This is a genomic window from Streptomyces sp. R818 (assembly GCF_056172735.1).
Genome location: NZ_JAOCNE010000007.1, coordinates 64115 through 84829, shown reverse-complemented (window position 1 = coordinate 84829; position 20715 = coordinate 64115). Strand labels below are relative to the sequence as shown.

Sequence of the window (20715 nt, the reverse complement as noted above, 5' to 3'; positions counted from 1 at the left end):
CGGCCCGTGGACACCCGTGGGCCGTGGACGAATCAACAAGAGTGCCGACATGCCCAATGGGCATGCATCCCCGTGTACGCGTTCGACAGACAGGCCGAGCAGCAACGAGTCCAGAGCGAGAGAGGCATCGGGATCGGCGTGTGGGCGGGGGTCATGAGACGGCAGGTAACAGGGGCGAGCCCGGCGGCGGCCGGAGTCTCCAGGACACGCATGAGGAAACAGGACGGTAAGGACAGCTTCGGTACCGCACAAGGGGACGGACCGACGAAACAGCTCAAGCGCATCCTCGGCAAGGCGGACCTGCGGGCCGTACCGGAGGCCCGGCGGGCACTGCGCGAACTGCTCCGGCAGTGGGGCATCCCGGGCAGATCGGAGATCGCCGAACTGCTCACCAGCGAACTGGTCACCAACGCGCTGGTGCACACCGACCGCGACGCGGAGCTGACGGCGACGGTGGGCCCCCGCGGCCTGCGCGTCGAGGTCCGCGACGACACCCCGCGCAAACCACGGCTGCGCGTACCGATCGCCGACGACGGTACGAACGGCCGGGGCCTGCTCCTCGTGCAGTCCCTCGCGGACGCCTGGGGCGTGATGATGCTCGGCGCGGGCAGCGCGGGGAAGGTGGTGTGGTTCGAGCTGGACGGCGGCACCGCGTGACAGCACGGCGCCACCGTCCGGGGCAGACCCGATGCCCGGGGCTCAGCCGTACTGCTGCTCCAGGTCCCTGAGCTTGCGCTCCAGGGTGTCGAGCCGGGGCAGCGCCTGCGTGTCGTCCTCCGCCGTCAGATCGACGGTGGCGGCGGCCTGCGGCTCAGCGGAGTTCCGTACGGGCTGCAACGAGGGCCGGCGGCGCAGGGGGAGCTGCTCCGGCGAACCCTCCGAAGACGCTGCGGGCGTCGAGGGCGTCGTACCGGGCGATATGGCAGGGTCCGCGGAGCCCGGCCCGGCCCCCGCCGAGGCGGTCACCGCGGGCACCGCCCCCGCCTCGACCTGGCGTCCGCCGCCGCGCCCGGCGAAGGAGCGGTGACCACGGCTGAGCGCCCGCAGCTGCGCGCGCTCCAGCTTGCCGTGCTCGCGCCGCCGCATCCGGTCCTGCGCCTTCATGCGCTTGTCCTCGCGCACCTCGTCGACCGCCTCGTCCAGGGTGCGGACGCCCTCCAGGAGCATCAGCGACCAGGCGCAGTACGTCTCCCGGGGCGCGCGCATCCACCGCACCATGCGGATCTGCGGCAACGGGCGCGGCACCAGGCCCTGTTCGCGCAGCGCCGCGCGGCGCGTCTGCTTCAGGGCGCGGTCGAACAGCACCGCCGCCGACAGGGACATGCCCGCGAAGAAGTGCGGGGCGCCCGCGTGGTCCAGGCCCCTGGGCGCGTGCACCCAGTTGAACCAGGCGGCGGCGCCCGCGAACGTCCACACGAGTATCCGCGAGCCGAGCGCGGCGTCACCGTGGCTGGCCTCGCGCACCGCGAGCACCGAGCAGAACATCGCGGCGCCGTCGAGCCCGAACGGGACGAGGTACTCCCAGCCGCCGGTCAGGTTCAGGTTCTGCCGGCCGAAGCCGACGAGGCCGTGGAAGGAGAGCGCGGCGGCGACCGCGGCGCAGCAGAACAGCAGCACGTACGAGGCGGAGCCGTAGACGGCCTCCTTGCGCCTGCGCCGCTCCTCGCTGCGCTCCCACGACTCGTCGCTGGACAGGGCGCCCTTCTTCGCGTGCTCCCCGGAGCGCTTGCCGCGCGCGAGCACCGCAACCGCCGCCAGCAGGCCCAGGAGCAGCACGGCGCCCGGAAGCAGCCAGTCGAGCGATATGTCGGTCAGTCTCATCTGGGTCCCTTGCAGAGCGGTAGGGCGTTTTCGGGCGCCATATTGGCCCAGCCGCCCGAGTCCGCACGGGGATTCGGGACAAGAGAACGCCATTGGAGTGCAAGGGGGCGTGAAAAACCGCCGTACGCTCGAACTCCCGCCGCAGAAACGGAAGTTGAGTTCGATTTACGTCACTCGTACGGGTGGTTCAGGCCGCGCTGGACGCGGTGAGGCGCGCGATGCGGTCCGCGTCGCAGGTGCGCGGGCACGTCACGCAGGTGTCCTCGGGGCGCAGTGTGTAGAAGAGGCAGCAGCTCGCGCGGTCCCGGGTCGGCAGCGACTCGCCCTCGGGGCCCGTCAGTTCACGGAACCCCGGCTTGCCGACGTACGGCTTGGTCGTGCCCGGCAGCAGCTCCTCCAGCTCGGCCATCGCGCGGCGCTCCTCGCCGAACAGGTGGCCGACGTACCAGAGGCCCTCGACGATCTCGTCCGTGACCATGCCCCACAGTGCGCGCGGCCCGCGCCGCATCCGCGGCCCGAACCCGGTGAGGACGGGCTGCAGGTGCTCGGCGACGGCCGCCCGCAGCTCGGCCCGGAGCGCCTCCTCGTCCGGCACCACGTGCGCGCCGGGCAGCTCCGCCGCCGGGTCGCCGGGAAGACAGGCGAAATCGGTGACGCGTACGGCCATCCGGCCCAATGCCCGCTGGAGCGAGACGTGGGCGGCGGGGAAGCGCGGCACCCGGCGGTGCAGGAACCAGGGGACGGTGATGAGCAGGCAGGCGGGCCACGCGTAGCGGTGCAGGCCGAAGCTGGCGACCACGTCGGGCCTGGCCTCCTGGCCGTAGTCCTTGCGCACCTGCTCGGCGTCCCACGCGAGGAACGCGTCGAGCGCCGCCCCGCCCTCGGCCAGCTGCGCCGCGCCGACCCAGCCGGTCTCGCCGGGCAGCGCCCGGTCCGGACCGAATTCGTCGATGCGCAGGCTGGGGAACGCCTCGGTGAGGCGGTCGTACGCGGCCGAGACCGCGCTCCGGGTCGCGGGGGGCGCAGGGGTGACGAGGGGCATGCGGAGACCACCGAATCACGAGCGTTTGCAGGTAAGCCTTACCTTACCGGAAGGGCGCGGGGTTTGAACTGTCGGCCCGGCCGCCTATCGTTCTTGGTTGAGTTGGGTACAAAGGGCCGAATACGGCCATGAACGGCCGGGAACGGCGGCGAAGGGGATGACCGGGTGAACCAGGGCGGAGAGCAGGCCGGGCCGGTCCCCGCGTCGGCCTTCACGGTCCCCGGGCAGCGGTCCGCGCCTCCTCGGGCAGCCGTGCGCGGCACGGTCGAGCGGACCTCGGTGCGCCGCCAGGTCCTTGACGCGTTGCGCTCCGCGCTCGTCTCGGGTGAGCTGGCGCCCGGCGAGGTGTACTCCGCGCCCGTCCTCGGCGAGCGGTTCGGCGTGTCGGCGACGCCCGTGCGCGAGGCGATGCAGCAGCTCGCGCAGGAGGGGGCCGTCGAGGTCGTCCCGAACCGGGGGTTCCGGGTCGCGGAGCGCTCCGCCCGTGAGAGGGCCGAGCTGACCGAGGTGCGCGGGCTCATCGAGGCCCCCGTCGTCCTCCGCCTCGCCCGGACGCTGCCCGCCGAGCGCTGGGCCGCGCTCCGGCCCGCCGCGGAGGCCGCTGTCGTGGCGGCGGCCCGCGGTGACCTCGCCCGGTACGCGGAGGCCGACCGCGCCTTCCACCGGGCCCTGCTTGCCCTCGCCGGGAATGAGCAGCTGGTGCGGATCGCGGATGATCTGCGGCGGCGGGTGGTGTGGTCGGGGTGCGACTTGCGTGCGGACGCGGCGGAGCATGTAGCTCTGCTGGACGCGCTGGAGGGGCAGGACCTTGCGGCGGCGGAACGTGTGGTGCGGCGGCACCTCGGCTGAGGCCACGGGGTCCGGGGCAGGGCCCCGTGGCCTGTGCCCCAGCGCGGCTGAATGGCTCAGGCAGCCGCAGGCAGCGCCCCCGCCAACCACGTAGGCACACCCCCGAGCAACCGGAACAACCGCCCGGCCTCCGCCCGAAGCCGCGCAGAGACCTCCGGTTCCGGCTCCGCCTCCGCCAAGGAGACAAGCGCCGGGGCCGTCCCCACCAGATAACCCAACTCCTCCCGCAGTCGGAGCGACTCAGCGAACCCGTGCCGGGCCTCCGCCAGCTCCCCCTCCCGCAGCGAGAGCCCGGCAAGCTGCCGCCACGTGAAGGAGACCAGGAGCGCGTCCCCGTGGGCCGTGGCCCCCGCGTGGGCCCGCCGGTACGCCGCCCGCGCCGCCTGCGGCGAATCCGCCAGGTTCTCCGCCATCAGCCCGCGCCGGAAGTCGAGCAGCGCCCTCCCCGCCGCCCCGGGCGCGATGAGCGCGGCGGCGCGGCCGAACGCCGAGCGGGCCTCGTCGACCCGGTCCCGGACCCTCAACAACGTAGAGGCATAAGCGAGTTGGCCCCGCTCGCACGCGGCGGCGCCGCGTTCCTCGTCCGTGTGGGCGACCGCCTCCGCGGCGCGCAGCGCGTCCTCCGCCTCGGCCCAGCCCTGCTCCGTGTAGAGGCACCGCTCGCCGAGGAGCGCCGCGCGCTGGAGCGCGGCGGCGGGGTCGGCCGCGTGGCGGTCGAGCAGCGCGGCCGCGTCGGCCCAGCAGCCGCGGGAGCGCAGCCGCCATACCGCGGTCTGGAGTGGATCGTCCCCTGCGTTCGTTCCCTGACCAGACATGGCGGTATGCGCCACGTTGCCCTCCCCGAGCACGCCATCGAGCCGAGTTGTCGTGGGGCATCTCAGCACGGATCACGGCACCCGGCCAAGAGGGTGGGTGAAAGATTTCACAAAGGGCCGGGGTTCCGGATCCGGCGGCGAACCGTTACTGCGAGGTGACGGCGCGGCGCTCGCGTCAGCTCATGCGCAGGGCCAGGAAGAAGTCCAACTTGTCTTCCAGGCGCGACAGATCACGGTTCGTCAACTGCTCGATCCGGCCGACGCGGTACCGCAACGTGTTGACGTGCAGGTGCAGCCGGGCCGCGCACCGCGTCCACGAACCGTCGCAGTCGAGGAACGCCTCCAGGGTCGGGATCAGCTCCGCGCGGTGCTTGCGGTCGTACTCGCGCAGCGGGTCGAGGAGGCGTGCGGTGAACGCGCGGCGCACGTCGTCCGGCACGAAGGGGAGGAGGAGTACGTGCGAGGCCAGTTCCTGGTGGCCCGCCGCGCAGACCCGGCCCGTGCGGGCGGCGGCCACGCGCCGGGCGTGCCGGGCCTCCTCCAGGGCGCCGCGCAGCCCCTCCGCCGAGTGCACGGCCGCGCTGACGCCGATGGTGAGCCGCCCGTCGTCGGAGAGCCCCGCCGCCAGCGGGTCCCGTACGGCCGCGAGGAGCGAGTCGGCGATGAGGCCCTGCTCGGAGCCGTCGTGCTCGGTGGAGACCGCCGGGAGCGGGACGAGGGCCACCGCCTCGTCACCCGTGTGGGCCACCGCGATGCGGTCGGAGGGTTCGGACCCGGCCGCCAGCGGGTCGACCAGGATCTCCTCCAGGAGTGACTGGGCGACGGGGCCACCCTCGATCTCCCCGCCCTCCCACTCGACGCGGGCCACGACGACCTGCCAGTGCGGGGCCGCGCCCAGGCCGGGCAGGAGCACCGGGGCCGTCACGCGCAGGCGCGCGGCGATCTCGGCCGGGGCCGCGCCCGTCTGGACCAGCTCCAGGACCTCCTGGGCGAGCCGGCGGCGCACCGTACGGGCCGCGTCGCGGCGGTCGCGCTCCACGGAGATCAGCTGGGTGACGCCCTGGAGCAGGTCGAGCCGCTCCTCGGGCCAGTCGCCCGCGTCGGCCTCGACGGCGAGGAGCCAGTCGGAGAGGACCGTCTCGCGCACGTCGCGCGAAGCCATCACCGCGTTTCGGCCACCCGAGCGAATTCCGAAGACCGAGTACGTCGTGTGGTCGATCGTGATGCGGTGCGGGGCGCGGCGCCCGGCGCGGACGGCGGCCAGGTGCTCGGAGGCGAGGCGGGCGCAGACGTCGGCGGGCAGCTCGGGCCCGGTCGCGCTCGACCCGGCGATGGCGCGGCCCGCGGGGGAGAGGACCCAGGCGCGCAGGTCCAGGTCGCTGCCGAGCAGGTCGAGGACGACGTCCGGGCCGCCGCCCGCAGGGCCCGACGTCATCAGGCGCCGGTGCCGGTCCACGACCGCCGCCAGGTCACCCGCGCGCTCCCCGGAGACCTGCCGTACGACGTGCTCGGTGATGGTCGCGAACGCCACCGACTCGTTCACCGCGAACAGCGGCAGCCGGTGCCGGACGCACGCCTCCACCAGGTCCTCCGGGATCGCGCCCAGCTCGGCCTCACCCGCGGCGAGCGCCGCGACGCCCGCCGTGGACAGGATCCGTACGAACGGCTCGGAATCGGCCTCGTCCCGGCGCCAGGCCAGGCCCGTGAGGACCAGCTCGCCCCCGGACAGATAGCGGCTGGGGTCCCGCAGGTCCGTGGTCATCACGCCACGGACCGTGCGGTCCAGCTCGTCCTCGCCGCCGAGGAGCCTGAGGCCCAGCGCGTCCGTGTCCAGCAATGCGCGCAGCCGCATGTCTTCGTCGCCGCCGATCTGTCTCGAACTGTTTCTTGGGTTTCTGAAGGAAAACGAAGAGGTTACTGATGTCTTCCGTTCATACGAATCTACAAGACACCCGCGTTGGTCAGCCAACTCCTTCATGGTTTCCGTGACTGACCCTGGCGGAGCACAGGACGGTGTACTGGGCCCACTCCACGTGAACAGCACATGAACGAGCCCTCGTGATCCGCACATCCGTGGCTCGAAGTGATCGAACGAACCACGAACGACGAAGAAGAGAGCCGCTCATGGACTTCCTTCGCCCCGCCAGCTGGGAGGAGGCGCTCGCCGCCAAGGCCGAGCACCCCACCGCTGTGCCGATCGCGGGTGGCACCGATGTGATGGTCGAGATCAACTTCGACCACCGCCGGCCCGAGTACCTCCTCGACCTCAACCGCATCGGCGAGCTGAGCGAGTGGGAGACCGGCGCGGGGGACACGGTGCGGCTCGGCGCCTCCGTCCCCTACACCGCGATCATGGAGAACCTGCGCACCGAACTGCCCGGCCTGGCGCTCGCCTCCCACACCGTCGCCTCGCCGCAGATCCGCAACCGCGGCGGCGTCGGCGGCAACCTCGGCACCGCCTCGCCGGCCGGTGACGCCCACCCCGCGCTGCTCGCCGCCGACTGCGAGGTCGAGGTCGAGTCCGTACGCGGGTCGCGGCGCATCCCGATCGACGAGTTCTACACCGGCGTGAAGCGCAACGCGCTCGCCCCGGACGAGCTGATCCGCGCCGTCCACATCAAGAAGGCCGACGGACCGCAGCAGTACTCCAAGGTCGGCACCCGCAACGCCATGGTGATCGCCGTGTGCGCCTTCGGCCTCGCCGTCCACCCGGAGACGCGGACCGTGCGCACCGGCATCGGCTCGGCCGCGCCGACCCCGGTCCGCGCCAAGGAGGCCGAGCAGTTCCTGAACGCCGCGCTCGAAGAGGGCGGGTTCTGGGACAACGGCAAGATCATCACCCCGTCGGTCGCCAAGCAGTTCGCGGACCTGTGCTCCGCCGCCTGCAACCCGATCGACGACGTGCGCGGCACCGCCTCGTACCGCCGCCACGCGGTGGGCATCATGGCCCGCCGCACGCTGACCTGGGCCTGGGAGTCGTACCGCGGCACCGCCACCACCACGGAGGGAGTCGCGTAATGCGCGTCAATTTCACGGTCAACGGCCGCAAGCAGGAAGCCGACGACGTGTGGGAGGGCGAGTCCCTGCTGTACGTCCTGCGCGAGCGCATGGGCCTGCCGGGTTCGAAGAACGCCTGTGAGCAGGGCGAGTGCGGCTCCTGCACCGTCCGCCTGGACGGCGTGCCGGTGTGTTCGTGCCTGGTCGCCGCCGGACAGGTGGAGGGCCGCGAGGTCGTCACCGTCGAGGGGCTCGCGGACTTCGCGAAGAACCGCGCCTGCGGGGGCGGTCACGAGCACGGCACGACCCTCCAGGACGCGCAGGGCTGGCAGGCCGGCGAGGGCACCGACTCGCAGACCGGCGAGGGCACCGAACTCGCGCCGATCCAGCAGGCGTTCATCGACGCGGGCGCCGTCCAGTGCGGCTTCTGCACCCCGGGTCTGCTGGTCGCCGCCGACGAGATGCTGGAGCGCACCCCGAACCCGTCCGACGCGGACATCCGCGAGGCCCTCTCCGGCAACCTCTGCCGCTGCACGGGCTACGAGAAGATCATGGACGCGGTACGGCTCGCCGCCGCGCGCCAGTCCGCACCCGCTTCCGGTCAGGGGGTCTGACGACAATGGCCGACACACGTACCACCGGCATCCCGTTCAACGTCACCCAGCGCTCCCAGACCAAGGGCGGCATCGGCGAGTCCACGCTCCGCCCGGACGGCACGCTCAAGGTCACCGGCGAGTTCGCGTACTCCTCCGACATGTGGCACGAGGACATGCTGTGGGGGCAGATCCTGCGCTCCCCGGTCGCCCACGCCGAGATCGTCTCCATCGACACCGGCGAGGCACTCGCCACACCCGGCGTCTACGCGGTCCTCACTTACGACGACCTGCCGACCGAGATCAAGAACTACGGCCTGGAGATCCAGGACACCCCGGTCCTCGCGCACGGCAAGGTCCGCCACCACGGCGAACCCGTCGCGCTCGTCGCCGCCGACCACCCGGAGACCGCGCGCCGCGCCGCCGCCAAGATCAAGGTCGACTACCGCGAGCTGCCCGTCATCACCGACGAGGCGTCCGCGACCGCGCCGGACGCGATCCTCGTCCACGAGAACCGCGACGACCACCACATCGGCCACGTCCCGCACCCCAACATCGTGCACCGCCAGCCGATCGTGCGCGGCAATGTCGAGGAGGCCCGTAAGCGCGCGGACGTCATCGTCGAGGGCGACTACTACTTCGGCATGCAGGACCAGGCGTTCCTCGGCCCCGAGTCGGGGCTCGCGGTCCCGGCCGAGGACGGCGGCGTCGACCTGTACGTGGCCACCCAGTGGCTGCACTCGGACCTCAAGCAGATCGCCCCGGTGCTCGGCCTGCCCGAGGACAAGGTGCGGATGACGCTCTCCGGCGTCGGCGGCGCGTTCGGCGGCCGTGAGGACCTGTCGATGCAGATCCACGCGTGCCTGCTCGCGCTCCGCACGAACAAGCCGGTCAAGATCGTCTACAACCGGTTCGAGTCGTTCTTCGGCCACGTCCACCGCCACCCCGCCAAGCTCCACTACGAGCACGGGGCGACCAAGGACGGCAAGATCACGCACATGACGTGCCGGATCGTGCTCGACGGCGGCGCCTACGCCTCCGCGTCCCCGGCCGTCGTCGGCAACGCCTCGTCCCTCTCCGTCGGCCCGTACGTGATCGACGACGTCGACATCGAGGCCATCGCGCTCTACTCGAACAACCCGCCCTGCGGCGCCATGCGCGGCTTCGGCGCGGTGCAGGCGTGCTTCGCCTACGAGGCGCAGATGGACAAGCTCGCCGACAAGCTCGGCATGGACCGGGTCGAGTTCCGGCAGCTCAACGCCATGGAGCAGGGCACGATCATGCCCACGGGCCAGCCCGTCGACTCGCCGGCGCCGGTCGCCGAACTCCTGCGCCGCATCAAGGCGATGCCGCTGCCGCCCGAGCGCCAGTGGGAGTCCAGCGAGGGTTCCGACGTGCGCCAGCTGCCCGGCGGCCTGTCCAACACCACGCACGGCGAAGGCGTCGTACGCGGCGTCGGCTACGCGGTCGGCATCAAGAACGTCGGCTTCTCCGAGGGCTTCGACGACTACTCCACCGCCAAGGTGCGCATGGAGGTCGTGGGCGGCGAGCCCGTCGTCACCGTGCACACCGCCATGGCGGAGGTCGGCCAGGGCGGCATCACCGTCCACGCGCAGATCGCCCGCACCGAGCTGGGCGTCACGCAGGTGACGATCCAGCCCGCCGACACGCAGGTGGGCTCGGCCGGCTCGACGTCCGCGTCGCGTCAGACGTACGTCACCGGTGGCGCCGTCAAGAACGCCTGCGAGCTGGTGCGCGAGAAGGTCCTGGAGATCGGGCGCCGCAAGATGGGCACCTACCACCCCGCGTGGGCCACGGCCGAGCTGCTGCTCGAAGGCGGCAAGGTCGTCACCGACGGCGGAGAGGTCCTCGCCGACCTCGTCGACGTCCTGGAGGGCGAGGCCGTGGAGGTCGAGGAGGAGTGGCGCCACCGGCCCACCGAACCCTTCGACCTGCGTACGGGCCAGGGCAACGGGCACGTGCAGTACTCGTTCGCCGCGCACCGCGCCGTCGTCGAGGTCGACACCGAACTCGGCCTGGTCAAGGTCATCGAACTGGCCTGCGCGCAGGACGTCGGCAAGGCGCTCAACCCGCTCTCGGTGATCGGCCAGATCCAGGGCGGCACCATCCAGGGCATGGGCATCGCCGTGATGGAGGAGATCGTCGTCGACCCGAAGACGGCGAAGGTCAGGAACCCCTCCTTCACCGACTACCTGCTCCCCACCATCCTCGACACGCCGACCATCCCGGTCGACGTGCTCGAACTCGCCGACGAGCACGCCCCGTACGGGCTGCGCGGCATCGGCGAGGCCCCGACCCTGTCGTCCACCCCGGCCGTCCTCGCGGCGATCCGGAACGCGACGGGTCTGCAGCTCGACCGGACGCCCGTCCGGCCCGAGCACCTGACGGGTACCTCCGCTTCGGCGTAGCCCCGCTCTTGTTGCACGCGGGGGGCGGCGATTCCGCTCCGGCGCCGCCGTCCCCCGTCCCTTAGTTGCGTCCGTCTCGGGCCGTCCCCCGGGTCGTGCAGCCATCCCAAATCCCGCACGCGCAGCAGCAGTTCGCGGGTGCCCCTTTGAACCTTGGGAAACGAGGCACCATGACCCAGCAGTCCGTGGAGCCCAGGACCACCGCCGACGACGCGGGCGCGGGTTCGCGCCAGCCCGCCGGCAGATCCTGGCTCGACCGGTACTTCCACATCTCCGACCGGGGATCCACCGTCGCGCGCGAAGTGCGCGGTGGCGTCACGACCTTCATGGCCATGGCGTACATCCTCCTGCTCAACCCCCTGATCCTGTCCGGCAAGGACGCCGCCGGTGACACCCTCGGCCAGAAGGCCCTGATCACCGCGACCGCCTTCGCCGCCGCGTTCACCACGCTCCTGATGGGCTTCGTCGGCAAGGTCCCGCTCGCCCTCGCTGCCGGCCTCTCCGTCTCCGGAGTGATCTCCTCGCAGGTCGCGCCCGAGATGACCTGGCCGCAGGCCATGGGCATGTGCGTGATGTACGGCGTCGTGATCATGCTGCTCGTCGTCACCGGGCTGCGCGAGATGATCATGAACGCGATACCGCTCGCGCTCAAGCACGGCATCACCATGGGCATCGGCCTGTTCATCGCGCTGATCGGCCTCTACAAGTCCGGCTTCGTGCACATGGGCAAGGCGACGCCGCTGACGCTCGGCCCGGCGGGCGAACTGGCCGGCTGGCCGGTGCTGCTCTTCGCGGGCACGCTGCTCCTGATCTTCATGCTGCAGGCGCGCAACACCCCGGGCGCGATCCTGATCGGCATCATCACCGGCACGGTCGTCGCGATGATCCTCAACGCGCTCGACGTGATCGACCCCAAGCAGTGGGCGAACGGCGCTCCGGAACTGCCCGACAACGCGGTGTCGTCCCCGGACTTCTCGCTCTTCGGCCACGTCGAGTTCGGCGGGTGGGGCGAGGTCGGCGCGATGACCGTCGGCATGATCGTCTTCACGCTCGTGCTCGCCGGGTTCTTCGACGCGATGGCCACCATCATCGGCGTCGGTACGGAGGCCAAGCTCGCCGACGACAAGGGCCGGATGCCGGGCCTGTCCAAGGCGCTGTTCATCGACGGCGCGGGCGGGGCGATCGGCGGCGTGGCGGGCGGCTCGGGCCAGACGGTCTTCGTCGAATCGGCGACGGGGGTGGGCGAGGGCGCCCGTACGGGCCTGGCCTCCGCCGTCACCGGCCTGTTCTTCGCGGCCTGCCTGTTCTTCACGCCGGTCACCGCGATCGTGCCGCAGGAGGTCGCGTCCGCCGCGCTCGTCGTCATCGGCGCCATGATGATGATGAACGCCCGGCACGTCGACTGGGCCGACCGCGCCACCGCGATCCCGGTCTTCCTGACCGTGGTCCTCATGCCCTTCACGTACACGATCACGACCGGTGTCGCCGCGGGCGTCATCTCCTGGGTCGCCATCAAGATCGCCCAGGGGAAGGCGCGGGAGATCGGGGCCTTCATGTGGGGCCTGACGGTGATCTTCCTGGTGTACTTCGCGCTCAACCCGATCGAGAGCTGGATGGGCGTGCACTGAGCCCGGCCCGGCTTCCGTTCCGTTCCCACCGTTAAGGAGACCGAATCCATGCTGGACATCGCCGCAGAGCTCAACCGGTGGGTCGAGCAGGGGCGCGACTTCGCCGTCGCCACCGTGGTGGCCGTCGGCGGCAGCGCGCCGCGGCAGCCGGGCGCGGCGCTCGCCGTCGACAGCGAGGGCACCGCGATCGGGTCGGTCTCCGGGGGGTGCGTGGAAGGGGCGGTGTACGAACTGTGCCGCGAGGCGCTCCAGGACGGGACGTCCGTCCTGGAGCGCTTCGGGTACAGCGACGACGACGCCTTCGCCGTGGGGCTGACCTGCGGCGGCGTCATCGACATCCTGGTCACCCCGGTACGTTCCTCGGACGGGGCCGTACGGGGTGTCCTCGCGGCCGCGCTGGCCGCTGCCGCGGCGGGGGAGGCGGCGGCGCTGGCCCGGGTCGTGTCGGGCCCTGCGGAGCTGATGGGGCGGGCGCTCTTGGTCCGGGCGGACGGTTCGGTGGAGGGCGGTTTCGGTGCCCACCCCGAGCTGGACCGTACGGTGGCGGGGGAGGCGCGGGCGTATCTCGACGCCGGCCGCACCGCGACCCTGGAGATCGGTGAGCAGGGCTCGCGTTGCGGAGCACCGCTCACGCTGCTGGTGGAGTCGTCCGTGCCGGCCCCCCGGATGATCGTGTTCGGGGCGATCGACTTCGCGTCGGCGCTGGTGCGGATGGGGAAGTTCCTGGGCTACCGGGTGACGGTGTGCGATGCGCGGCCCGTCTTCGCGACAGCCGCGCGGTTTCCGGACGCGGACGAGGTCGTGGTCGCGTGGCCGCACGAGTACCTGGCCGGTACGGAGGTGGATGGGCGCACGGTGCTCTGCGTTCTCACGCATGACGCGAAGTTCGACGTGCCGTTGCTGCGGCTGGCTCTGCGCCTGCCCGTCGCGTACATCGGCGCGATGGGGTCCCGCCGGACCCACCTGGACCGCAACGACCGCCTCCGGGAGGTGGGCGTGACGGAGCTGGAACTGGCCCGTCTGCGGTCGCCGATCGGGCTCGACCTGGGGGCGCGGACGCCGGAGGAGGTGGCGGTGTCGATCGCGTCGGAGATCGTGGCGCATCGGCGGGGCGGTAGTGGGGTGTCTCTGACAGGGGCGCACACTCCGATCCACCACGAGGTGGGCGCGAACCAAGCCCACCGGATCGGCTCGGTGGCGTAGAGCCCCGCCCGTGCGCGGCTGTTCCCGAACCGGGTGTCCCGATCTGCGGCCCGGTGGGGGTTGCTCGCGCAGTTCCCCGCGCCCCTGAAAGGCCTGCGGCTGCGCCGCGCCTTCTTCGGGTGGTCGTTTGGCTGCGGGCCGGTGGGGGTTGGTCGCGCAGTTCCCCGCGCCCCTGGAAGGCTTGCGGCTGCGCCGCGCCTTCTTCGGGTGGTTGTTTGGCTGCGGGCCGGTGGGGGTTGCTCGCGCAGTTCCCCGCGCCCCTGAAGGGCTGCGGCTGCGCCGCGCCTTCTTGGTGTCGCGCGCGCCAGGCGCCGCCCCTTGAGATGGCGCACGCAGTGCGCATCTCAGGGGCGCGGGGAACTGCGCGACCAGCCACGACGAGGCCCGCACCCGGCCACGCCGCAACACCGCTACGGCGCTGAGCCCTCGCCCGACCCACACCACGCCCCCTGGGCAAGTCGCACGCAGTGCGCACTTCAGGGGCGCGGGGAACTGCGCGACCAGCCACAACGAGACCCGCACCCGGCAACCCTCCGCATCCCCACCAGGGGCGCGGGGAACTGCGCAACCAGGCACCCCGCGCCCCGCACTCCACCGCGCCCCGCACTCCACCGCGCTCCGCACCCCACCGTGCCCCGCACCCCCCGCCAACACCCGCCCCGCGCAACCCCCTTGACGCCTCGCCCCCCATCCCCGACCCTCCTTTGGGAGCGCTCCCAAACCACACCGGTCCGTGATCCGACCCCCAGGAGTGAACCCGTGCGAGGTCCCCTCAGACGTGCCGTGAGCGCCATCGCGGGCGCGACACTTGCCCTGTCCGCGATGGCCCTGGCCCACCCCGTCGCCGCCGTGGCCGAACCACCCCGCCCAGCACCCACCAGGCTCTACACCCCCGCCCCCAACCCCGACGCCGTCCACCAGATCCGCGACCTCGTCAAAGCGGGCCAATACAAGGACGCGGCCCGCGTCACCGCCCTGGTCGCGACCCCGCAAGCCGTCTGGTTCGACAGCCAGAGCCCGGCCGAGGTCGAGACCCGGGTCAGGGACGTGGTCGGGAGAGCGAGCCGCGCCCACGCCCTCCCCGTACTCGCCCTCTACAACATCCCCGGCCGCGACTGCTCCAACTACTCCGCGGGCGGCGCCGCCGACACCGCCGAGTACGAGGCGTGGATCGACGCCGTGGCCCGCGGCATCGGCAACCGCGACGCCCTCGTCGTCCTGGAGCCCGACGCCCTCGCCCTGCTCCCCGTCGACTGCGGCCAGGACGACGCGCAGGGGACGAAGACCGCCGCCCGGTACACGGAGGTCAACTACGCCGTCGACACCCTCGAACCGCTCCCCGGAACCCGCGTCTACCTGGACACCGGCCACCCCGCCTGGCACGCGGTCGGCTCCATCGTCCCCCGCCTCCTCAAGGGCGGCGTCCACCGCGCCTCCGGCTTCTACACCAACGCCTCCAACTACCAGACCGACGACGCCAACTCCTGGTACGGGAAGCTGATCTCCTCCTGCATCGCCTACGCCGACCAGGGCGGGGACGTCGCCGACTGCCCGAGCCAGTACACGCCCCGCGCCGACGCCCAGGCCTGGCTCGACGCGAACGTCCAGGTCCCGGCGGACCGGATGACGCACTTCGTCACCGACTCCTCCCGCAACGGGCGGGGCCCCTGGACCCCGCCCGCGGGCAAGTACACCGACGCCCAGGACTGGTGCAACCCGCCGGACCGCGGCGCGGGCGCACGGCCGACGCTGCGGACCGGCGACCCGTTGCAGGACGCCCGCCTGTGGATCAAGACGCCGGGCGAGTCGGACGGGCTGTGCCTGCGCGGTACCGAGGGCCCGGAGGACCCGGAGCGCGGGACGGTCGACCCCGCCGCCGGACAGTGGTTCCCGCAGCAGGCACTCGAACTGGCCCGGTACGCCAATCCGCCTCTGCTGTAGACCAGTTCACTGCGTGGGGGACGGCAGCTTCAGCGTCTCGAACGCCTCCTGTTCCGCGAGGGACCGCAGGAACGGGCCCGCGTCGAACGCCTCGGCCGGGCTGTACACCCCGGCCTTGCGCGGCCCCTCGCCGCCGGTGAGCCGGAGCACGGCCTCCACGGAGACCAGTGCTCCGGCCCGCCAGATGTCCCGCCCCCTGACATGCGCGTTGTGCCCGCCGCCACCGGCCCGCACCACCTGCACGGCGACCGTGAACTCCGTACGGGCCCGCTCCTCGGGGCTCGCGTCGACGCTGCTGAAGATCTGTTCCTCCTCGAACGTCGACGCCGTGAGCTGCACCTCGACCGCCCGCGCCGGAACGTGCCGGGGCACCGTCACGACCTCCCCGGACGGGAACGGCACGATCGTCGTGCGCGGCCCGACCGGCGGCGGGAACGGGTACACGGCGTTGCGGATCTCGACGGGGCCGACGCGCTGCGCCCCGTCCACGTACGAGATGCGGTCGATCTCCCCGATGAGGAGGTTCGCGGTGTTCACCGCTCCCTGCGTCATCCGCCACCCGGAGACGGCGTAGCCGACGGTGACCTTCTCGATGCCCTCCCCGGCCGGCAGGCCCGCCGCGGCGGCCGAGGCGAGCAGGTCGCCGAGCCCGCCGTAGAAGCTCATCTGCGGGATGAGGACGGCCCCGGTGCGCTCGGCGGTGGACTGGAACGTGTCGAAGAGGTGCTTGACCGGGTGCGGTTCGATGGCGTGGTCGACGTACGGGATCCCGGCCTCGGCCGCGGCTTCGGCGACCGGCGCGCCCGTCGTCGTGAAGGGGCCCGCGCAGTGGTTCACGGCGTCGGCGCGCTCGGCGAGGCGGCGCAGGGCGGTGGCGTCGTCGAGGGGTGCCACGTGGACGGTGACGCGGTCGGGGGTGGCGAGCTCGGCGGCCAGGGCCCGCAGGCCCGGCTCACCGCGCCCGGCGAGGATGACGTCCTGGCCGCGGGCGAGGAGTTCGGCGGTGACGAGGCGTCCGGTGTGTCCCGTGGCGCCGTAGACGGCTATGGCCATGAGGAGCTCACTTCCGTACGGAGGAGTGCGACGACCAAGTGGGACAAGATACAACTCATACGCGTTGCCGACGAGTTGTCCGGTTGGGATCGTCGGCGTGATCGTCGTCGCGGTCAACTCCCGTTCTTCAGCAGCCCTTTGATCGTCCACGTGAACATCAACCGGCCCGCCAGGGCCAGTACGGGGTCGGCGAGCGCGGGCACTCCGCGCACGTGCAGCTCCTCGCGCCACTCCACGACCGAGGCGGCGGCGCCGAGCGGGCGTACCTCGATCTCGGCCCAGCCCGTGACGACCCGGCCGCGCTTGACGAGCCGGCAGCGGCGCGGCGGCTGCCACGCGACGACCTCCATCGGATCGTCGAAGCCGATCCGGTCCGTCCCGGTGCGTGCCACGAACAGGGTGCCCGCGGCGGTCGGCGGGGAGTGGTCACGGTGACGCGGGTGAGCGGGACGACGTCGCCGTGCCGCTCCCAGTGGGTCAGGCGCTGCCAGGCCTCGGCGGCGGGCAGCGGGGTCTCTTTGACGATACGGACGAGGGCCATGCCGCGACCGTAGGCCCCGGCGCGCCGCACCGGCGGGTGCCACGCGGCCGGCCGGCCCCGGGCCGGGTTCTTAGGGCCGGTAGATCTTCCCCGGCTCCGCCTTGCCCGGTGCGAGGAGCTGCGGCACGGTCACGAACACGTAGCCCTTCTGCTTGAGCGTGTCGATGATGCCGGGGACGGCCGGGACGGTGCCCTTGTAGATGTCGTGCAGCAGGATGATGCTGTCGCGCTTCGTCGCCTCGACGGCGCGCTTCTGGATCAGGGCCGAGTCCGTGGTCGTGTAGTCCTTCGTGGTCACGTCCCACAGGATCTGGGCGAGCCCTTCCTCCTTGGCCAACTCGCTGACGTGGTCGTTCGTCCGGCCCTGGGGCGGGCGCATCAGCGTGGGGCGCTTGCCGGTCAGCTTCTCCACGGCGTCGTCGGTGCGCTGGAACTCCGCGCGGATCTGCGCGTCGTCGATGTCCGTGAGGATCTTGTGGTCCCACGTGTGGCTGGCCAGTTCGTGGCCCTCCCTGGCCATGCGCCTGACCAGGTCCGGGTGCTCGGCTATGTGGTTCTTGCCGAGGAGGAAGAACGTCGCCGGGACCTTCTTGTCCTTCAGGATGTCCAGGAGCCTCGGGCTGTTCTCGCTGGGGCCCGCGTCGAAGGTGAGCGCGACGCACTTGGCCTTGCGGCAGTCGACGGTGCCGAACCGGCCGGCCGTCTGCGCGCCGCCCGCCTTCGCGTCGGCGCCGTCCGCCGACTTGCGGGCGCCGCTCGGGCTGGTCGTGTCGAACTGCGTACAGCCGCTCAGGCCGAGCGCGAGGGCCCCGGTGGCCGCCAGGGCGGCGACCGCGCGGAACCCTCGTCGCGTTTTCGTCATCTTCACAGGTGCTGCGGGCATGAGATCACTATACATGCGGTGTATACACCGCATGTATAGCTACTTGACCTGCAGTTTTACTGCCTTCTTCTCATCGGCCCGCCTCACGGTAGGCGGTGCGCAGCTTGGCCAGCGCCCCCGCGTGGTCGCCGCTGAGGGACAGGTGCTCCGCCTCCGCGAACGGCTTGGCCCATGCCGCCGTCACCTTGTCGCCCGCCTTCCGCTGGACGGCGAGGCGCGCCTTCTCGACCAGCACGCGCCCCACGTCGCCGCTCGGCTTCCTGGTCAGGGTCGTGAGCCCGTACCCGTACGGGAACTGCGGGTCGTACGTCGCGTCGCCTACGTTGATCGGGAGCTGCGCCTCCGACTTCGGCCAGGTCACCGGAAGCTGTCCGGTGAAGGGGCGCTTGCCGTAGAGCACGTCCGCGACGCCGTCGCCCTCGGTGCCGGGCAGCCAGGAGGCGACGAGCCCGTCGACGGCGCCCGGCTGGTTCCCGAGCAGGTCGCCGATGAGCTGCGGACGGCCGGAGACGATGAGCACGACGCACTTCATGGCGCCGCACACCTTCTGCACGGCGGCCTTGTCGGCGGCGCTCAGCTCCAGGTCGTGGCCGTTGCCGACGTCGCCGATGCCCTCCGCGTACGGGGTCTCGCCGACGACGACCACGCCCACGTCGTACCCGGACGTCGGCGCCGAGGCGTCCTTGGAGTAGTCGATCGCGGCGCCCGGGGACGCCTTGCGCATCGCCTGGAGGATGGTGGTGCCGTCCGTGTGCGTGCCGGACTGGCCCTGCCACGTGATGGTCCAGCCGCCGGTCTGGTTGCCGAGGTCGTCGGCGTTCGAACCGGCGACGTACACCTTCTGCGACTTCTTCAGCGGCAGGACGCCTCCGGAGTTGCGCAGCAGGACCTGCGACTCGGCGGCGGCCTGCCGGGCGACGGCGCGGTGCGCGGCCCCGCCGAAGTCCTTGATGCGGGACGTGTCGGCGTACGGCTTCTCGAACAGGCCGAGCTTGAACTTCTGGGTCAGGATGCGGGCTACGGCGTCGTCCACGCGCGCGTGGCTGATGTGCCCGGCCCTGATCTCACCCAGCAGCGTCGACTCGAAGTCCGCGTAGGCGTTCGGCACCATGATCATGTCCAGGCCCGCGTTGACCGACGTACGGACGTCGGAGGCGTAGTCACCCGGGATCTGGTCGATGCCCGCGTAGTCGCTGATGACGAAGCCCTCGAAGCCGAGCTTGCCCTTCAGCTCGCCGTTGATCATCGCGGCGTTCGCGTGCATCTTCACCGGGCCCTCGTCGTCGCCGATGATGTCGAGCGACGAGTACGACGGCATGACCGTGCCGACGCCCCGCTTCACCGCCTCGCCGAACGGGGCGAGGTGGACGGCCTCCAGCTCCTGCCGGGTCACCTTCGTGACGCCCTGGTCGATCGTGTACGTGCCCGTGGTCGACGAGCCGTACGCGGTGCCGCCGTCGCCGACGAAGTGCTTGGCGGTGGCGAGCACCTTGTCGTTGCGGTCCAGGTCACGGCCGTCCGCGCGGCCCTGGAAGCCCTGGATCACCGTCTCCATCGACTTCACGAGCGCCGGGTCCTCGCCGAAGGACTCGTAGGAGCGGCCCCAGCGCTCGTCGCGCGTCACGCACAGGCAGGGCGCGAAGTCCCACGGGACGCCGGTCGCGCGCACCTCGGAGGCGGTCACCGCGCCGGTCTTCTCGGCGAGCCCGGGGTCGCGGGTCGCGCCGATGCCGATGTTGTGCGGCATGACGGTGGCGCCGACCACGTTGTTGTGGCCGTGGACCGCGTCCACACCGTAGATCAACGGGATCTGGAACCGGGTCGCCTGCGCCCGCAGCTGGTAGCCGTCGATCATCTTCGCCCAGCCCTCGGGCGTGTTCGGCGTCGGCACCGAGCCGCCGCCGGAGAGCAGCGAGCCCAGGTGGTAGCCCGCGATGTCGTTCGGGGACTTCAGCGCGGCGCGCTCGGCCTGCGTCATCTGCCCGGCCTTCTCCTCCACGGACATCCGGGAGACGAGGTCGGCCACGCGCTTCTTCACGGGCAGCTTCGCGTCGAGGTAGGGCAGGCCGTGGGCGTCGATGACGACCTGCGGGTTCTCGGCGGGCGCCTTGGCGCCGGTGACGGTCAGCTTCAGCGGGATCGTCTCGGCGCTCTCCGCCTTGTCCCGGTCCCTGCTGGTCGCGACGGTGACGGTCTTCGACGCGCCGGAGGCGGTGCCCGCCGGGAAGGTGACCGTGCCGCTGACGGGCCGGTAGTCCGTGCCGGGTTCGGCGGTGCCGCCCTCGCTCGCGTACGCGACGGTGACCGCGTCCTCGATCGGGACGTTGCCGGTGGTCGTGACGGAGACCTTGACCTTGGTGGTGCCGCCCTCCTTCACCGGGTAGACGCCGGCGTCGGTGGTCACCTGGGCGCGCAGGGACTGATCGGCCTTCCCGTACAACTGGACGTCGTCGAGGGAGAACCGGCCCTTCCCGCCGGTCGGGAGGGTGACCGCGTACCCCCACATCTTGTCCAGGCCGAGGACGTGGTCGATGCCGCCGACGGGCTGGTAGTCCGTGCGGTACTCGAACTGCGTGAACGGCAGCTCGACCTGGTGCCAGCCCTGCCAGTCGTCCGTGAACGACGTGGTCCACAGCTCGGACGCCTCGCCGTGCGCGCCGCCGTCCTTGATCTCGAAGGTAATCTTCTTGCCGGTGCCGGACGGCAGCGGCTCGGCGTTCTGGCCGTACCACCAGAAGCGGATGCCCTTGGACGCCGACCAGTCGTGGGCGGGCTGGTCGGCGGCGTAGTCGTGGGTGAAGCCGCCGTAGGCGCTGATGTCGTACGAGCCTTCGAGCACCTTGGCGCCCTCGGGCGCGTCCGCGCGCTCCAGGAGTTCGAGCGCGGGGTGGTCGTCGGCGTCGCCGCCCCACGTGAAGAT

General features: G+C 71.9%; 15 protein-coding genes and 1 pseudogene. 8 read left to right on the top strand and 8 right to left on the bottom strand.

All coding sequences use genetic code 11. The features are described 5' to 3' along the window. The first annotated feature begins 210 nt into the window (after positions 1-210). On the top strand, positions 211-657 hold the full coding sequence (locus N5I75_RS21905; protein ID WP_476679692.1) for an ATP-binding protein: 447 nt from the start codon (positions 211-213) through the stop codon (positions 655-657). 42 nt (positions 658-699) lie between these two features. Here N5I75_RS21905 and N5I75_RS21900 read toward each other — a convergent pair whose 3' ends face one another. Together N5I75_RS21900 and N5I75_RS21895 are read right to left on the bottom strand one after the other, a co-directional pair. Further along, a complete protein-coding gene (locus N5I75_RS21900) occupies positions 700-1821 on the bottom strand; it encodes a DUF2637 domain-containing protein (protein ID WP_476679690.1) in 1122 nt (373 codons plus the stop codon). Between the two features lie 187 nt (positions 1822-2008). Continuing rightward, the gene (locus N5I75_RS21895) at positions 2009-2863 is read right to left on the bottom strand and encodes a (2Fe-2S)-binding protein (protein WP_476679689.1); all 855 of its coding nucleotides are present in this window, start codon (positions 2861-2863) and stop codon (positions 2009-2011) included. Between the two features lie 165 nt (positions 2864-3028). Here N5I75_RS21895 and N5I75_RS21890 point away from each other — a divergent pair, with 165 nt between their 5' ends. After that, complete coding sequence (locus N5I75_RS21890) at positions 3029-3712, top strand: GntR family transcriptional regulator (protein ID WP_476679687.1); 684 nt, start codon at positions 3029-3031, stop codon at positions 3710-3712. 56 nt (positions 3713-3768) lie between these two features. Here the strand turns inward: N5I75_RS21890 and N5I75_RS21885 are convergent, their stop codons facing one another. Both N5I75_RS21885 and N5I75_RS21880 read right to left on the bottom strand, forming a co-directional pair. After that, positions 3769-4542, bottom strand: a complete 774-nt coding sequence (locus tag N5I75_RS21885) for a hypothetical protein (protein WP_476679685.1) — start codon at positions 4540-4542, stop codon at positions 3769-3771. Between the two features lie 160 nt (positions 4543-4702). Beyond that, a complete protein-coding gene (locus tag N5I75_RS21880) occupies positions 4703-6379 on the bottom strand; it encodes a PucR family transcriptional regulator (protein ID WP_476679683.1) in 1677 nt (558 codons plus the stop codon). A 272-nt stretch (positions 6380-6651) separates the two neighbouring features. On the opposite strand from N5I75_RS21880, the gene N5I75_RS21875 reads away from it, so the two are divergent. The 6 genes from N5I75_RS21875 (at position 6652) to N5I75_RS21850 (ending at position 15318) form a co-directional block, all read left to right on the top strand. Beyond that, on the top strand, positions 6652-7545 hold the full coding sequence (locus N5I75_RS21875; protein WP_476679681.1) for an FAD binding domain-containing protein: 894 nt from the start codon (positions 6652-6654) through the stop codon (positions 7543-7545). Continuing rightward, a complete protein-coding gene (locus N5I75_RS21870) occupies positions 7545-8138 on the top strand; it encodes a (2Fe-2S)-binding protein (protein ID WP_476679679.1) in 594 nt (197 codons plus the stop codon). Before N5I75_RS21875 ends, N5I75_RS21870 begins: the two co-directional genes overlap by 1 nt. A gap of 5 nt (positions 8139-8143) precedes the next feature. After that, on the top strand, positions 8144-10546 hold the full coding sequence (locus N5I75_RS21865; RefSeq protein WP_476679677.1) for a xanthine dehydrogenase family protein molybdopterin-binding subunit: 2403 nt from the start codon (positions 8144-8146) through the stop codon (positions 10544-10546). A gap of 170 nt (positions 10547-10716) precedes the next feature. Then, a complete protein-coding gene (locus N5I75_RS21860) occupies positions 10717-12174 on the top strand; it encodes an NCS2 family permease (RefSeq protein ID WP_476679675.1) in 1458 nt (485 codons plus the stop codon). A gap of 48 nt (positions 12175-12222) precedes the next feature. Further along, a complete protein-coding gene (locus N5I75_RS21855) occupies positions 12223-13377 on the top strand; it encodes an XdhC family protein (RefSeq protein WP_476679673.1) in 1155 nt (384 codons plus the stop codon). 783 nt (positions 13378-14160) lie between these two features. Next, on the top strand, positions 14161-15318 hold the full coding sequence (locus N5I75_RS21850) for a glycoside hydrolase family 6 protein (RefSeq protein ID WP_476679671.1): 1158 nt from the start codon (positions 14161-14163) through the stop codon (positions 15316-15318). Between the two features lie 6 nt (positions 15319-15324). Here the strand turns inward: N5I75_RS21850 and N5I75_RS21845 are convergent, their stop codons facing one another. The 4 genes and pseudogenes from N5I75_RS21845 to N5I75_RS21830 form a co-directional block, all read right to left on the bottom strand. Beyond that, positions 15325-16371: a saccharopine dehydrogenase NADP-binding domain-containing protein gene (locus tag N5I75_RS21845; protein ID WP_476679669.1), complete on the bottom strand. Its 1047-nt coding sequence runs from the start codon at positions 16369-16371 to the stop codon at positions 15325-15327. Positions 16372-16484: 113 nt separating this feature from the next. Further along, a pseudogene (locus N5I75_RS21840) lies at positions 16485-16912 on the bottom strand (SRPBCC family protein). Between the two features lie 70 nt (positions 16913-16982). After that, complete coding sequence (locus tag N5I75_RS21835; protein ID WP_476679845.1) at positions 16983-17774, bottom strand: polysaccharide deacetylase family protein; 792 nt, start codon at positions 17772-17774, stop codon at positions 16983-16985. Between the two features lie 91 nt (positions 17775-17865). After that, a partial coding sequence (locus N5I75_RS21830; protein WP_476679667.1) for a glycoside hydrolase family 3 N-terminal domain-containing protein occupies positions 17866-20715 on the bottom strand: 2850 nt, incomplete at its 5' end.